This window comes from Stenotrophomonas sp. STK16_22, from assembly GCF_051984505.1.
Taxonomy (GTDB): domain Bacteria; phylum Pseudomonadota; class Gammaproteobacteria; order Xanthomonadales; family Xanthomonadaceae; genus Stenotrophomonas; species Stenotrophomonas maltophilia_A.
The window spans coordinates 349,778-365,000 of sequence record NZ_CP196972.1; the positions used below are offsets into that span (position 1 = coordinate 349,778).

General features: G+C 68.3%; 14 protein-coding genes (1 of these 14 only partly in view). 4 read left to right on the forward strand and 10 right to left on the reverse strand.

Annotated elements, in window-relative coordinates; all coding sequences use genetic code 11:
- Positions 1–74 precede the first annotated feature (74 nt).
- From ACSYAO_RS01575 to pyrE, 8 genes are all read right to left on the reverse strand, one after another.
- A complete protein-coding gene (locus ACSYAO_RS01575) occupies positions 75–788 on the reverse strand; it encodes a response regulator transcription factor (RefSeq protein WP_004153862.1) in 714 nt (237 codons plus the stop codon).
- Positions 769–3,429 (reverse strand): sensor histidine kinase, encoded by a 2,661-nt coding sequence (locus ACSYAO_RS01580; protein ID WP_049462164.1) that lies wholly within the window; start codon positions 3,427–3,429, stop codon positions 769–771. Before ACSYAO_RS01580 ends, ACSYAO_RS01575 begins: the two co-directional genes overlap by 20 nt.
- 51 nt (positions 3,430–3,480) lie before the next feature.
- On the reverse strand, positions 3,481–4,131 hold the full coding sequence (gene kdpC / locus ACSYAO_RS01585) for a potassium-transporting ATPase subunit KdpC (protein WP_049462163.1): 651 nt from the start codon (positions 4,129–4,131) through the stop codon (positions 3,481–3,483).
- Positions 4,128–6,185 carry a potassium-transporting ATPase subunit KdpB gene (gene kdpB / locus ACSYAO_RS01590; RefSeq protein ID WP_049462162.1) on the reverse strand — a complete coding sequence of 686 codons (2,058 nt, stop codon included), beginning with the start codon at positions 6,183–6,185 and terminating at the stop codon, positions 4,128–4,130. The genes kdpC and kdpB overlap by 4 nt, the downstream gene beginning before the upstream one ends.
- 10 nt (positions 6,186–6,195) lie before the next feature.
- Positions 6,196–7,905 (reverse strand): potassium-transporting ATPase subunit KdpA, encoded by a 1,710-nt coding sequence (kdpA, locus tag ACSYAO_RS01595; RefSeq protein ID WP_049462161.1) that lies wholly within the window; start codon positions 7,903–7,905, stop codon positions 6,196–6,198.
- Positions 7,906–7,917: 12 nt separating this feature from the next.
- Positions 7,918–8,010, reverse strand: a complete 93-nt coding sequence (locus ACSYAO_RS01600; protein ID WP_005407770.1) for a potassium-transporting ATPase subunit F — start codon at positions 8,008–8,010, stop codon at positions 7,918–7,920.
- Between the two features lie 174 nt (positions 8,011–8,184).
- Positions 8,185–8,853 carry a hypothetical protein gene (locus tag ACSYAO_RS01605; protein ID WP_049462160.1) on the reverse strand — a complete coding sequence of 223 codons (669 nt, stop codon included), beginning with the start codon at positions 8,851–8,853 and terminating at the stop codon, positions 8,185–8,187.
- 19 nt (positions 8,854–8,872) lie between these two features.
- Entirely contained in the window at positions 8,873–9,532 is a 660-nt protein-coding gene (gene pyrE / locus ACSYAO_RS01610; protein WP_010486876.1) for an orotate phosphoribosyltransferase, read from the reverse strand.
- Between the two features lie 162 nt (positions 9,533–9,694).
- On the opposite strand from pyrE, the gene ACSYAO_RS01615 reads away from it, so the two are divergent.
- The 3 genes from ACSYAO_RS01615 to ACSYAO_RS01625 all read left to right on the forward strand — a co-directional run bounded on the left by ACSYAO_RS01615 (position 9,695) and on the right by ACSYAO_RS01625 (position 12,174).
- The gene (locus tag ACSYAO_RS01615) at positions 9,695–10,495 is read left to right on the forward strand and encodes an exodeoxyribonuclease III (RefSeq protein ID WP_032128444.1); all 801 of its coding nucleotides are present in this window, start codon (positions 9,695–9,697) and stop codon (positions 10,493–10,495) included.
- Positions 10,492–11,865, forward strand: a complete 1,374-nt coding sequence (locus ACSYAO_RS01620) for a muropeptide MFS transporter (protein WP_049462159.1) — start codon at positions 10,492–10,494, stop codon at positions 11,863–11,865. Before ACSYAO_RS01615 ends, ACSYAO_RS01620 begins: the two co-directional genes overlap by 4 nt.
- 78 nt (positions 11,866–11,943) lie before the next feature.
- On the forward strand, positions 11,944–12,174 hold the full coding sequence (locus ACSYAO_RS01625; protein ID WP_005420465.1) for a hypothetical protein: 231 nt from the start codon (positions 11,944–11,946) through the stop codon (positions 12,172–12,174).
- A gap of 70 nt (positions 12,175–12,244) precedes the next feature.
- Here the strand turns inward: ACSYAO_RS01625 and ACSYAO_RS01630 are convergent, their stop codons facing one another.
- Both ACSYAO_RS01630 and ACSYAO_RS01635 read right to left on the reverse strand, forming a co-directional pair.
- On the reverse strand, positions 12,245–13,372 hold the full coding sequence (locus tag ACSYAO_RS01630; RefSeq protein WP_080356531.1) for an anhydro-N-acetylmuramic acid kinase: 1,128 nt from the start codon (positions 13,370–13,372) through the stop codon (positions 12,245–12,247).
- Positions 13,373–13,437: 65 nt separating this feature from the next.
- Positions 13,438–14,910 (reverse strand): M23 family metallopeptidase, encoded by a 1,473-nt coding sequence (locus ACSYAO_RS01635; protein ID WP_032128447.1) that lies wholly within the window; start codon positions 14,908–14,910, stop codon positions 13,438–13,440.
- Positions 14,911–15,077: 167 nt separating this feature from the next.
- On the opposite strand from ACSYAO_RS01635, the gene tyrS reads away from it, so the two are divergent.
- Positions 15,078–15,223, forward strand: partial view of a tyrosine--tRNA ligase gene (tyrS, locus tag ACSYAO_RS01640; RefSeq protein ID WP_049462156.1) — the start only. The gene runs 1,066 nt beyond the window's last position; the window shows 146 of its 1,212 coding nt (coding positions 1–146); the start codon lies at positions 15,078–15,080; the stop codon falls past the right edge of the window.

Sequence of the window (15,223 nt, forward strand, 5' to 3'; positions counted from 1 at the left end):
GGGTAGTGCCGGCCGCTGGCCGGCAACCACAGGATGGTTCTGGGGTTCAGGAGGTTGCCGGCCAGCGGCCGGCACTACCCCTTGAACCGCAAGCCCACGCCCGGTTCGGTGAACAGGTAGCGCGAATCCAGCGCTGAATCACCCAGCTTGTGCCGCAGCTTGCCGACCAGGATGCGCAGGTAATGGGTGTCGTGCTGGTGGGTCGGGCCCCAGATCTCCTGCAGGATCTGGGGCTGGGTCACCACCCGCCCGGCGTTGCGTAGCAGCAGCGACAGCAGCGCGTACTCCTTGCGGGTCAACGCTACCGGCTCGCCATCCAGCGCCACTTCACGGCGGACCAGGTCCACATGCAGGTGGCCGTCGTCGAATACCGGCGGCGTGCCATCACTGGGCACGCTGCGCGTGCGCAGCAGCGCCCGCACCCGCGCCATCAGCTCCTGCGTGCCGAACGGCTTGGTCACGTAGTCATTCGCGCCGGTATCCAGCGCACGCACCTTCTCCGCCTCGCCGGCACGCACGGTCAGCATGATCACCGGCACCTGGCTCCACTGCCGCAGTTGTTCCAGCACCTCGTGGCCTTCCATGTCCGGCAGGCCGATATCCAGGATCACCAGATCCATGTCCTCGCTGGCGGCCAGCTGCAGGCCTTCCTGGCCGGTGGCGGCCTGCCGCACCTGGTAGCCCTGCGCGCGCAGGCTGATGTCCAGGAACCGGCGGATCTGGGTTTCATCATCGATCACCAGCACGCGCGCGGCCGGCACGCTGGCATCAATCGGGGTCGGGCTCATCGTGGGAGGCTGGCTTGAGCAGGGGCAGGGTGATGCGGATCAGGGTACCGCGACCGTCGCGTCCGGGCAGCGCCTGCACGCTGCCGCCATGTGCGCCGATCATGCCCTGGCAGATGGTCAGGCCCAGGCCGGTGCCATGGCGGCCACGGTCACCGCGCTCCACGCTGTAGAACATGTCGAAGATGCGCGCACGCTCGTCGTCGGGAATGCCGGGGCCGGCATCGATCACGTCGATGCGCAGCTGGCCGTCCAGTTCGCGCGCCTGCACCTGCACGGCCGCATCCGGCGGTGAGAACTTGGCCGCGTTTTCCATCACGTTGAACACCGCCTGTTCGACCAGCGCCGGGTGTACCCAGATCGGCGCCAGCGTGGCCGGAATGTCCAGCTCCAGCCGCACCTTCGGCTGGTAGCGCTGCAGGCGCCGTGCGGCCGAGCCGATCAGTTCGTCCACGCCGATCCAGTCGCGGTTGATCTTCAATCCCTCGTGGCCGAGGCGGGTCATGTCCAGCAGGTTCTGGATGTAGCGGTCCAGCCGTTCGCCCTCGACCAGGATGGTGTCGAGCAGGGCACGGCGATCGGCCGTATCCATTGCCGCACCATAGCTGGCCAGGCTGTCGGCCGAGCCGATCATCGCCGCCAGTGGCGAGCGCAGGTCGTGCGACACCGAAGAGAGCAGCGCCGAGCGCAGTCGCTCGGTCTCGTTGCTGACGTGCGCCTGCTCCAGTTCGGCCACCAGCCGCGTGCGCAGCGCGGCCTGCGCGATGTCATCGACCATTGCTTCGGCCAGCTGCCGTTGTTCGGGCAGCAGGCGCGCCTGTGCGCCGGGCAGGTACAGGCCGGCCACGCCGATCGCGCGGTCCTCGCCATCCAGCAACGGCAGGAACCACCACTGCGCGCCGGCCAGGGTGTCGGTGAAGCGGCCACTGGGCTGGCCATGGCGCAGCGCCCAGTCGGCGGCGGCCAGGTCGGTGTCGCCGGGCTGGCTGCGGCCACCGGTTGCGGTATCGGCGCCGATCCGCAGCCACGCCGGCACGTCCATGGCCTGTTCCAGTGCATGCCGACCCGCCTGCGCCACCTCGCCGTTGCCGGCGGCACTGGCCAGTTGGCGGCCCAGCTGCTGGCGCGCACGCGCATGGCGATTGGCCGCGCGCAGCGCGATCACCTGCATGCGCAGGCGCGAGGCCAGGCGCCCGGCCACCAGTGCCGCGGCCAGGAACAGGAACACGGTGATCACGCCCTGGCGTGCACCGATGGCGAAGGTGAAGCGCGGCGCGATGAACAGGAAGTTGTAGGCGAGGAAGCACAGGATCGCCGCCATCACCGCCACGCTGGCGCGCGTGCGCGCAGCGACCAGCACCACCGCCACGATGAACACCATCGACAGATCGGCCATGCCCACCCAGCGTTCGGCCAGCCATGCCACCGCACAGGCCAACGCGGTGGCGATCAGTGCCTGCGCCGGTTCGTAGCTGATGCCGCGCACCGGCGGCAGCAGGCCCTCGCGGCGCGAGCGCGCACGTGCCTGCGGCGTGCTGATGATGGTGATCTCGTAATGCGCGCCGCGCTGGATCAGCTGCTGGGTCAACGTTCGGTTGAACATCCGCGCCAGCGGGCGCTCGCGGGTCCGCCCCAGCACCAGGGTGGACACGCCGTTGTGCGCGGCGTGGTCGAGCAGGGCGTCGGCGATGCTCGATCCGTGCAACAGCTCGGCGTCGCCGCCCAGCCGCCGTGCCAGGGCGAAGGCCGCATCGATCTCGCGCTGGGTCGCCTCGTCCTGGCGTCGTCCCTGCACGGTCACCACGGTCCATGGTGCGTCGCGGCGTTCGGCGATGCGTCGCGCCACGCGCACCAGGTATTCACTCTGGCCGCCGCCGTCGATCGCCACCAGCACGCCGCGGCGCAGCGGCAGGTTGCTCTCGCCACGGGCAGCGCGTGCCTCACGCAGGCTGCTGTCGACGCGATCGGCGGCCTCCTGCATTGCAAGTTCGCGCAGTGCGGTCAGGTTGGCCGGCGAGAAGAACGCCTGCAGCGCCTGCGCGGCCTGTTCGGGCACATAGACCTTGCCCTGCTGCAGGCGCGCGATCAGTTCGCGTGGCGGCAGGTCGACCAGCACGATGTCATGCAGGCGGTCGAGCACGCCGTCCGGCACGGTCTCGCTCACGCGTACGCCGGTGATCCGCATCACCACGTCGTTGAGGCTTTCCAGGTGCTGGATGTTGACCGTGGTCCAGACGTCGATGCCGGCGTCCAGCAGCTCCATCACATCCTGCCAGCGCCGCTCATGGCGGCTGCCCGGCGCATTGCGGTGGGCCAGTTCGTCCACCAGTACCAGCGCCGGATGCCGTGCGAGCACGGCATCCAGATCCATCTCCTGCAGGATGTGGCCGTGATAGGCCACTGCCTTCAGCGGCAGCTGTGGCAGGCCCTCCAGCAGCGCCTGGGTATCGGCGCGGCCGTGGGTTTCCACCAGGCCCACCACCAGGTCGACACCGCGGCGCAGCTGTTCCTGTGCGCGGGTCAGCATGGTGTAGGTCTTGCCCACGCCCGGCGCCGCACCGAGGAACACAGTCAGCTTGCCGCCGGCTTCGCGTTGCAGGCCTTCGACCAGGGCATCGGCCTGGCGGGTACGCGCATCAGTCATGGGTGCCGCTGTCATGGCCGCCATTGTGCGCGCAGCCGGTGCAGGTCGGTATCACGGTGCCTTGGCCGCGTGGTCCAGCGCGAAGTTCAGCGTCACCACGTTCACCCGCGGCTGGCCGAACAGGCCCCACTGGCGACCTTCGGTATGCGCCTGCACCAGCGCCTGCACGCGTTCCACCGGCAGGCCACGGGCACGTGCCACGCGTGCCACCTGCAGGCGCGCCGCCGCCGGCGACAGCTGCGGATCCAGGCCGCCGGCGGACTGGGTGACCAGGTCCGCTGGCACCTGCGCCGGGGCGACACCTTCGCGCGCGGCCACTGTAGCCGTGCTGGCGGCAACACGCTCGGCCAGGGCCGGGTTGCTGCGCGCCATGTTGGAACCGGCCGCGGCCATGGGGTCGTAGTTGGCTGCCGACGGACGTGCCTGGAAGTAGCCGTCACCGGTGAACGGCTGCGACAACCATGCCGAGCCGCGTACCTGGCCGTTGCCATCGCGCAGCAGGCTGCCCTCGGCCTGGGTCGGGTAGGCCAGGCCGGCAAAACCGGTGGCGATACCGGCGTAGACCGCACCGGCCAGCAGCAGGGTGGCCAGGCCCAGGCCGATCGCCGGGCGCCAGCTGGCGCCGTCCTGCAGGCTGGCCACGCGGGCCTCGGCCTTTTGTTCGCGCGGAAGGGAAGATGAAGTGGAAGCAGTACGGTTCATGCGCCGAATACCAGGACAAGAAGAAGGTCGATCGCCTTGATCGCTGCGAACGGCAGCAGCACGCCGCCGAGGCCGTACACCAGCATGTTCCGGCGCAGCAGTGCGGTTGCAGTGGCCGGGCGGAAGCGCACGCCACGCAGGGCGAGCGGGATCAGGGCGGGAATCACCAGAGCGTTGAAGATCAGCGCTGCCAGCACCGCGTTGCGCGGGCTCGACAGCTGCATCACGTTCAAGGCGGCCATGGTCGGAACGGCCGCGGCGAACAGCGCCGGCAGGATCGCGAAGTACTTGGAGACGTCGTTGGCCAGCGAGAAGGTGGTCAGCGCGCCGCGGGTGATCAGCTGCTGCTTGCCCACTTCCACCACCGCCAGCAGCTTGGCCGGGTCCGAATCGAGGTCGACCATGTTGCCGGCCTCCTTCGCCGCCTGCGTACCGGAGTTCATCGCCAGACCGATGTCGGCCTGCGCCAGCGCTGGCGCGTCATTGGTGCCATCGCCGACCATCGCCACCAGGCGGCCACCGGCCTGCTCCTGGCGGATGCGTGCCAGCTTGTCTTCCGGGCGCGCCTCGGCGATGTAGTCATCGACGCCGGCCTCGGCAGCGATCGCGGCGGCGGTCAGCGGGTTGTCGCCGGTGATCATCACCGTGCGGATGCCCATCGCCCGCAGCTGCGCGAACTTCTCGCGCATGCCGTGCTTGACCACGTCCGACAGCTCGATCACGCCCAGCACGTGGCGGCCCTCGGCCACCACCAGCGGGGTGGCACCGTTGCGTGCGACCTGTTCGACGCGACCGGCCAGTTCCGCCGGCACGTTGCCGCCCAGCGCCTGCACGTGGGTGCGGATCGCATCGGCGGCGCCCTTGCGGATCTGCCGCCCATGTTCCAGATCCACGCCGGACATGCGGGTCTGCGCACTGAACGCCAGGTACTCGGCGTGGTCCGGTTCGGCGGTGGCACAGCCCTGTTCGCGCGCCAGGCGCACGATCGATTTGCCTTCCGGGGTCGGGTCGGCCAGCGAGGACAGCAGTGCCGCCTCGCGCAGCTGGCTGGCGTCGATGCCGGCCAACGGATGGAAGTGGCTGGCCTGGCGGTCGCCGTAGGTGATGGTGCCGGTCTTGTCCAGCAGCAGCACGTCGACGTCGCCGGCCACTTCCACCGCCTTGCCCGACTTGGCCAGCACGTTGGCGGCCAGCGCACGGTTCATGCCGGCGATGCCGATGGCCGGCAGCAGGCCGCCGATGGTGGTCGGGATCAGGCACACCAGCAGCGCGATCAGCAGCAGCGGATCGACCTTGACGCCGACGGCGGCACCAATGGCCGGCAACGTGGCCACCACCACCAGGAAGGTCAGCGTCATCGCCGCCAGCAGCAGGGTCAGCGCGATCTCGTTCGGGGTCTTCTGGCGGTTGGCGCCTTCCACCAGCGCGATCATCCGGTCCAGGAAGCTGTGGCCCGGCTCGGCGGTCACCCGCACGATGATCTGGTCGGACAGCACCTTGGTGCCACCGATCACACCGGAACGGTCGGTACCGGCCTCGCGCAGCACCGGTGCCGATTCGCCGGTCACCGCCGCTTCGTTGATGGTGGCCAGGCCCTGCACGATCTCGCCATCGGCCGGCACCAGTTCACCGGCGCTGACGATCACATGGTCGCCCGGGCGCAGTTCGGCGGCCGGCACCTGGGTTTCGGCGGCGCCCGGCTGCGGCGCCGCCAGCCGGCGTGCCACCAGGTCCTGGCGGGCACGCCGCAGCGAGGCGGCCTGGCCACGGCCACGCGCTTCGGCCACCGCTTCGGCGAAGTTGCCGAACAGCACGGTCACCAGCAGGATCACGGTCACTGCCAGGCCGAAGCCCAGCGGCGCATTGCCGGTCAGAGTGACGATCGCGGCGACGATTGTGCCGGCCATCACCACCGCCATCACCGGGCTGCGCACCAGATGCATCGGCGACAGCTTGCGCACCGCTTCGACCAGCGCACGGCGCAGGCCGGCGCCATCCAGCAGGGCAGGGCGCGCTGCATGGGTATTACGGGTTGAGCTTGCTTGGGTACTCATCAGGGTGTCCTTAGTGCAGTCCCAGGCTCAGGTGGTCGGCGATCGGGCCGAGTACCAGCGCCGGCATGAACTGCAGCACGGTCAGGATGACGATCACCGAGACCAGGGTCAGGGCGAAGGTCGGGGTTTCGATCTGCAGGCTGCCGGCAGACTCCGGGGCCTGGCGCTTGGCAGCCAGCTGTGCGGCCACCACCAGCGGAATGATCAGCAGCGGGAAGCGGCCCAGCAGCAGTACCAGCGAGCAGCTCAGGTTCCACCACAGCGTGGCGTCACCCAGCCCTTCGAAGCCCGAGCCGTTGTTGGCGTAGGCCGAGACGTACTCGTAGAAGACCTGGCTGATGCCATGGAAGCCGGGGTTGGAGGTGCCCGCCAGGCCGGGTACGGCCAGGGTGATCGCAGTGAACACCAGCAGGGTGATCGGCTGCAGCAGCACCAGCAGGGCCAGCAGGCGCACCTGTGGCGTCTCCAGCTTGCGGCCGAACAGTTCCGGCGTGCGCCCGGTCATCAACCCGGCCAGGAACACACCCAGCAGCAGGTACACGATGAACTGCTGCAGGCCACAGCCGATGCCGCCCCAGATCGCGCTGACCAGCATGTTGACCATCGCGATGCCGCCACTCAGCGGTGCCAGCGAATCGTGCATGCCGTTCACCGAGCCGTTGGAGACCTGGGTGGTCACCGCCGCCCACAGCGCGGTGCCATCGGCGCCGAAGCGCACTTCCTTGCCTTCCATCAGCAGCGGCGTGGCGGCGCTGGCGCTATGTCCTTCGCTCCACATCATCGCGCCGGTGGAAAGCAGCGACATGCCCAGCATGCAGCTGAACACCAGGGCGCCGAAGCGACGTCGGCCGGTGAACGCACCGATCATGAAGATCACCGCCATCGGCACCAGCAGGATGCCGACGATTTCCAGCGCATTCGACAGCGGGGTCGGGTTCTCCAGCGGGAAGCTGCTGTTCGGCCCGTACCAGCCGCCACCGTTGGCGCCCAGCTGCTTGGCTGCGACCATCGCCGCGACCGGGCCCAGCGGCAGCTTCTGTTCGGCCATGCCGGCGCTGGCGTCGATCGGCGTGGCCTGCGGCCCACCGGTCATCGTCGACGGCACGCCCTGGCTGGTCAGCACCAGCGTCCACACCAGGCACAGCGGCAGCAGGAAGCGCACGCACAGGCGCACCACGTCCACGTAGTAGTTGCCCACCGCCACCTGGCGGTCATCGCCGGTACCCGTCGCCACCGCAGCCTGCGGCGCACGCGAGAACAACGCCCGCAGCGTCGCCACTGCCAGCGCCAGGCCCATCATCGGCGTCACCACCTGCAGGCCGGTGATGCCGGTCATCTGCGAGAGATAGGACAGCTGCGCCTGGCCAGAATAGTGCTGCTGGTTGGTGTTGGTCAGGAACGAGATCATCGTGTGCAGCGCGGTGTCCCAGCGCATGTTCGGGATCTGGTCCGGATTCAGCGGCAGCCAGGCCTGGGTCATGAACACCGCCTGGGTCAGTACCGCGACCACCACGTTGCTCAGCACGAAGGCCAGCACGTAGCCGCGCCAGGACATCGAGCGCGACGGATCGACCCCGAACACCCTGTACAGCGGCTTCTCGATCCAGTGGAACAGCACGTCGACCTTCATCGGAGTGCCACGCATCACGCGGGCCAGGTACAGGCCCAGCGGCCACGCCAGCAGCAGGCTGGCGGCAATAATCACAAGCATCTCAGTCATGGCCGGCTCCGCTCAGAACGACTCGGGCCGCAGCACGACATAAAGGAGATAGGCGGCGGCGACCAGCACCAGCACGCCACACAACAACGACAGCCAGGGGGACATTGCAATAGCGTCCTGGTGGAACCCCTCCACCTCAGGCCGTCATCGTCGTCCTGCCGCCCATAAACGCACTACGCGCCGGACCGGGCCGACGCGTAAAGAGTGCATAAATTCCGTGGTCCAATCCGTAACCAGGCCCTGGGTAGCGCCGGGCCATGCCCGGCGGCGGGAGCGTGGTCAGCCCGCCGGAGCCTGGCTCGCCGACACCAGCCCCTTCAGCTCGCGATAGCGCTGCAGGGTGCTGTCGATCTCGGCCTTCAACGCCTGCTGCTGCTGCAGGAACCCGGCTTGCAGCCGTTGCTGCGACTGCAGTTGCACGTGCCGCTGGCGGATCGCCTCGGCCTGCTTGTCGGCCACCTTGCCACCGACCAGTTCGCGGTCACCTGCGGCCGCCAGCAGCGCCACCAGCGACTCACGCAGGCTGGTGACGTTGTACTCGGCGGTCTTCAGGTTGTTGTCCAGCACTTCCTGGCGCTCGGCGAACACCCGGCGCAGGTCGTCCTCGCTGCCATAGGTGGTCAGCATCGCCTGCTCGGTGCGCTGGCGGGTCTGCGCGGCCATCAGGTCCAGCTGCTGCTGCGCCGCCTCCGTGCTGGCGGCGGCGCGCTCTTCGTCGGTCAACGCGCGCTGGACCTGCGCATTGCGCAGGCCGCTCCTCGCGTTGAACTCCTCGCGGGCATGGTTGACCGCGTCGGCCGGCAGCGAATCACTGCAGATCCGCTCCTTGCCCTCGTTCCAGCAGTACAGCTTCTTTTCCGTCTTGCCGCTGTCGCGCGACTGCGCCGGTACGGTGAACGGCACGGCCAGCAGCAGGCCGGCAAAGAGCACAGCAGGAACTCGGGACATGACCTTTCCCCTGGGTCGGTCAGCGGATCGAACGGACGCCGTACTGGGCCCGGTAGGCTTCCAGCGGCTGCCGGTAACCCACAAGTTCCGGGTTGCCGGAGGCGAAATCAAGCAGGTCGGCCAGCGACGCCACGGCGATCACCGGAATGCCGGCCTCTTCGGCCACCGACTGTGCCGCCGAACGGCGATCGGTTTCCGAAGCGATCTCCTGGCGGTCCAGTGCCACCACGATGCCGGCCGGGGTGCCACCGGCGGCGCGGATGATGCCCAGCGCTTCGCGGATCGCGGTACCCGCAGTGATCACGTCGTCGACGATCAGCACGCGCTTGCCGTTCATGTCGGCGCCGATCAGCTGGCCGCCTTCACCGTGGTCCTTGGCTTCCTTGCGGTTGAACGACAGCGGCAGGTCACGGCCACGCTGGGCCAGCTCGCAGGCCATCGCGGTGGCCAGCGGAATGCCCTTGTAGGCGGGGCCGAACACCACGTCGTACTTGATCCCGGTGGCATCGATGGCATCGGCGTAGCAGGCGCCGAGCTGCGACAGCAGCGAACCGGAGTCGAAACGACCGGCGTTGAAGAAATAGGGGCTCAGCCGGCCGGACTTGAGGGTGAACTGGCCGAAGCGCAGGGCGTCGGCGGTCAGGGCCAGCTGCAGGAAACGGTGGCGGTGGTCGCTCATCAAAACTCGATTCATCTTCATTTGGAGCACAAATCCTAATCCAGCTGGGCGTTTCGCGCTCGTCCGGGGCCCTGTGAAGGGTGTCGCGGCCCGGCCTGGCGGACTGCGCAGCCCCGCAGGCAACCGGTATGCTTGCCCGGTTTCCCGCCGCAGGTCCCCCGCATGCGCATCATCAGTTTCAACGCCAATGGCATCCGCTCCGCCGCAACCAAGGGCTTCCTCGACTGGTTCCGGTCCCAGGACGCCGACGTCCTGTGCATCCAGGAGACCAAGGCCCAGGAAGACCAGCTGACCGACCCGATGTTCCGCCCGGACGGCCACCACTGCTTCTACCGCGACGCCATCACCAAGAAGGGCTACAGCGGCGTGGCGATCTACAGCAAGCGCGAGCCGGACCAGGTGATCACCTCGCTCGGCTGGGCCCCGTTCGACGACGAAGGCCGCTACATCGAGGCGCGCTACGGCAACCTCAGCGTGGTCTCCTTCTATATCCCGTCGGGCAGCTCGGGCGACCTGCGCCAGGGCTTCAAGTTCGAAGTGATGGAATGGCTGCGGCCGATCCTCGAGGAATGGGCGCGCAGCGGCCGCGACTACGTGCTGTGCGGCGACTGGAACATCGTGCGTTCGGCGCTGGACATCAAGAACTGGAAGTCCAACCAGAAGAACTCCGGCTGCCTGCCGGAAGAGCGCGACTGGCTCAATGCCCTGTGCGCCGACCATGGCCAGGCCACCGATGTCGCCGCCGGCCGTGGCTGGGCTGACGCCTACCGCCTGCTCAACCCCACCGGCGAGGACTACACCTGGTGGAGCAACCGCGGCGCTGCCCGCGCCAACAACGTCGGTTGGCGCATCGACTACCAGTTCATCACCCCGGGCCTGCGTGACCGCCTGCGCAGCTGCTCGATCTACCGCGACGAGCGCTTCTCCGACCACGCGCCGTTCATCGTGGACTACGACCTGTGACCGAGGCTGCCAAGCCGCGTCGGCCGTGGCAGCAGGTGGTGTCCAACCTGAGCCAGCGCAAGGTGCTGGCGATGCTGCTGCTCGGCTTCAGTTCCGGCCTGCCGATCTATCTGGTGGGCAACACGCTCGGCTTCTGGATGCGCAAGGAAGGCATCGAGCTGAGCACGATCGGTTTCCTGTCATGGGTCGGGCTGGCCTACACCATGAAGTTCCTGTGGGCGCCGATCGTCGATAAGACCGACGTGCCTCTGTTCGGTCGCTTTGGCCGCCGCCGTGGCTGGATGCTGCTGTCGCAGCTGGTCGTGGTGGTGGGCCTGGTCGGCATGGCGCTGGTCCAGCCCAAGGGGGGCCAGATCCAGTTCCTGGGTATCGCCTGGCAGCACATCGTCGTGTTCGGCGTGATGGCCGTGATCGTGGCGTTTGCTTCGGCCACCCAGGACATCGTCATCGATGCCTGGCGCATTGAAAGTGCTGACAACAGCGAGCAGCTGGGCCTGCTGACCTCATCCTCGGCGCTGGGCTATCGCACCGCATTGCTGGTCACCGATGCGCTGATCCTGATCATCGCGGCCCGTGTCGGCTGGCAGGTCTCGTACGAGATCATGGCCGTCCTCATGGCGCTTGGCGTGGTGGCCGTGATCATGGCCCGTGAGCCCGCGCGGGAAGTGGCTGCCGTGCAGGCTCAGGCGACCTCGCTGTGGACGCCGCGGGGCCTGTTCGACGCCGTGGCGGGGCCGTTCATCGCCTTCGTCCGCGAGCATCGTAGTGGTGCGATCCTGATCCTGGTGGCCATCAGCGTCTATCGCATGGCCGACTTCGTCATGGGGCCGATGGCCAACCCGTTCTACGTCGATCTCGGCCTGGACGAGGACACCGTTGGCGCTGTACGTGGCTCGGTGGGCCTGGTCGCGACCTTCGTCGGCATTGCTGCGGCGGGCCTGGTCTCGGTTCGCTGGGGAGTGCTGGCGGCGCTGATGGTGGGCGCCGTGCTGGGTCCGGCCTCCAACCTGGCGTTTGCCTGGCTGGCCTATTCGGGCCCGGACACCACCCATTTCGCGGTGGCCATGGCAATCGACAACTTCGCCAGCGGTTTCGCCGGTACGGCGCTGATCGCCTATATGTCGAGCCTGACCAGCATCGGATACACCGCAACCCAGTACGCGCTGCTGAGTTCGTTCTACGCGATGCCCGGCAAGGCGCTCAAGGGGCTCTCGGGGTGGTCGGTACAGACGCTCGCGCAGGGCCGGACGCTGCTGGAAGGCTACGCGCTGTTCTTCGTCGGTACCGCGCTGGTGGCGATCCCGGTGGTGATCCTCTGCGCTCTGTTGATCGTGCAGCAGCGCCGTCGCCAGGCCGCAAGCGCCGCCTGATTGCCTGCCCGCCCGGTCTGCGGGATCATCGCCCCCGACGCGCCGAGGGGGCGGTGCCTTGCGAACGGGGAAGTGAGCATGGCCGACGTTGTGCTGCGGGACCTGGACCCGCTGCTGCTGGAACGTATCCGACGTGTCGCGGTTGCCCGCGGCTGGACCCACGAACAGACCTGCGCCGCTTTGCTGGAGCAGGGCCTGTTCAGCAGTGAACTGGAGGTCCGCTCCGGCTTCGGCGATCCCGAAGTGGACGCGCTCTCCGACGCCATCGCCGCCCTGCAGGCCCTGCCCGCAGGGCAGGGCTTCGATTAGTGCCCATGTAGCGTCGAGCCACGCTCGACCGCCGTTCCCGGTAGATCCACGCCATGCGTGGATGATCACCTCACGCCAGGTGGATCGCCCCCAGGATCCGCGGCCCCGTCGCCCCGGTCACGCTCGGCAGGTTGCCGGCCAGCCCGTCCATCGTCCGCTGCGCCAGCCAGGCGAAGCCCATCGCTTCCACGTACTCCGGGTCCAGCCCATGCACCGCGCTGCACTCCACCTGCACCCCCGGCAGCCGTGCAGCCAGCCGCTTCATCAGGTGCCGGTTGCGCACCCCGCCGCCGCAGACCAGCAGGCGCCGGGTCTGCGGCTGCTGCGCCAGCAGCGCATCGGCCACCGTTGCCACGGTCAGCTCCAGCAGGGTGGCCTGCACATCGGCGGCAGCGTACTGGCCTTCGCCCATGTGGGCCTCGGCCCAAGCCAGGTGGAACTGTTCGCGGCCGGTGCTCTTCGGCGGCGGCAGCGCGAACCACGGCTCCGAACGCCAACCCGCCAGCAGGCTCTCGTCCACCGCGCCACTGGCGGCATACGCGCCGTCGGCATCAAAGGTGCGGCCGGTGTGGCGCTGGCACCAGGCATCCATCAGCGCGTTGGCCGGGCCGGTATCGAAGCCACGCACCGCGCCTTCGCGTGGGATCAGGGTCAGGTTGGCGATCCCGCCCAGGTTGAGCACGGCACGGTCTTCATCAGCCGTGCCCAGCATGCCGAGGTGGAAGGCCGGCATCAGCGGCGCACCATGGCCTCCGGCTGCCACGTCGCGGCGGCGGAAATCACACACCGTGGTGATCCCGGTCAGCTCGGCGATGCGGTTGCCGTCGCCCAGCTGTACGGTGAAGGCCGGATTGGCCAGCGGACGATGGCGCACGGTCTGGCCGTGCGAGCCGATCGCGCGGACCTGGCTGCGGTCCACACCGGCCTCGGCCAGCAGTTGATTGGCGGCTTCAGCGAAGCTGATCGCGATCCGCGCGTCCAGTTCGCCCAGCTCCTCCAGCGAGTCCAGCGGGCCCCCTTCGCCCAGTGCCACCAGCCGCGCCCGCAGCACCGGCTCCCAGCGGGCGGTCAGCCCATGCACGAAGCGGCAGCCACCAATGGCGGGGAACTGCACCAGCGCGGCATCGATGCCATCGGCGCTGGTGCCCGACATCAGGCCAAGGTACAGGGGGGCGTCAGCGTCGGCAGTCGTGTTCATGGCAGGCATAAAAAAAGGACGCGGCAAGCTTGGGCTGCCGCGTCCTTCTTCGTCAACGCAGGGGCTCAGCCGCGCTTGCGGCCGGTTGCCTGCTTGTCCTTGGCGCTGGCCACCTCGGGGGCGGCCTCGTCGCGGCTGGTCGGTGCCGGGCTGGCGTCGGCGTAGATCAGCTTCTCCATGCCCTGGATGCGCGCCATCGCCGGTGCGGTCTGCGCGCGGAAGGCGACCAGCTCGGCGCCCTTCAGCGGCTCCGGCGGCGGCATGGTCACGGTCAGCGGGTTGCGGTGCTCGCCGTTGACGCGGAATTCGTAGTGCAGGTGCGGGCCGGTCGCCAGGCCGGTCGAGCCGACATAGCCGATCACCGTGCCCTGGGCCACGCGCTGGCCGGTCTTGATGTTCGCAAAGCGCGACATGTGGCCGTACAGGGTGGTGTGGCCGCGGCCGTGGTCGAGGATCACCACGTTGCCGTAGCCGCGCTGCACCCCGGCGAACTGCACGCGGGCGTCGCCGGCGGCCATGATCGGGGTACCGGTGCGCGCGGCGTAGTCCACGCCCTTGTGCATGCGCATCTTGCCCAGCACCGGGTGCTTGCGCGCGCCAAAGGTCGAGCTCAGCCGCGCGAACGGGATCGGCATGCGGATGAAGCTCTTCTTCAGCGAACGGCCGTTGATGTCGTAGTACTCGGACTTGCCGTTGCGGTCGAAGCGGAAGCCGGAATAGGTCTTGCCACCGGTGGTGAAGGTCGCCGCCAGGATCTTGCTGGTGTCCACCTTCTCGCCTTCGCGCCAGGTTTCATCCATCACCACGCTGAAGCGGTCGCCCGGCTGCAGGTCCTTCGAGAAGTCGATGTCATACTTGAAGATGTCGTCGGTCATCGTCGCGATCGCCGACGGCGACAGCCCGGCGCGCCGGGCCGCGGCATACAGCGAGCTGGTGATCTCGCCGCTGGTGACCACCGTGCGCGTGGAGGTCTCGCGTTTGGTCACCTTCTCCTTGATGTCATCGCCGGCCAGGCTCAGTTCCACCCGGTTGTCGGCATCGCGATCGAAGCGGATGCTGCGCAGGTCACCGGACAGCGGCATGTCGAAGGCGATCTCGGCACCCGGGCGCAGCTTGGTCAGCGCCTCACGCGCACCTGGGTGGTCCAGTACCCGGTGCAGGGTGGTGGCCGGAATGCCGGCCTTGTCGAACAGGTCGCTCAGGGTCTGGCCGCGCTGCACCCGCAGCACCTGCCAGCTGTCTCCGGGCACCTGCTGCTGGCGGGCCATGGTCAGCGGCGGCAACGGCAGCGCCAGGCTGGTGTGGCTGTCGGCGAAGGGCGCGTCGATGGTGTGCGAGAAGCCGGGGACGATGGTCGCCACCAGGGCGCCGATGGTCGCGAACAGGCTGGCATGCATCCAATGACGGCGGGTCCAGCGCTCATTGAAGGCGGCGGGAAGATGTTGCCTGAGCTTCCGATGCAGGGCGTTGTCGTGCAGGACGTGGAGGCGTTCCTGGAAGCGCTGCTTGCGTGCGCGCCCTTGTTCGGAATTGTGCATCGGCGGTTTTTTCCTGGCAGCCCGGGAGCGCGGGCCTGATCGCCGGTTACCATAGACACCTGAGAAAACCGCGTCAAACCCTTGTGCCCATTGGCTTTTGTGAAGCCAATCGGGTTAACTTTGCTTTAACACCCCACACAAGAATCGGCGTTGCCGGGAGTAGTCACGTGTCCTCGATTGAAGAAGCCCTTGCCCTGATCGGCCGTGGTGCCGACGAGATCCTCAAGCTCGAGGATCTGCGTGCGCGCCTGCAGGAAGGCCGTCCGCTGCGGATCAAGGCCGGCTTCGACCCCACCGCACCGGACCTGCACCT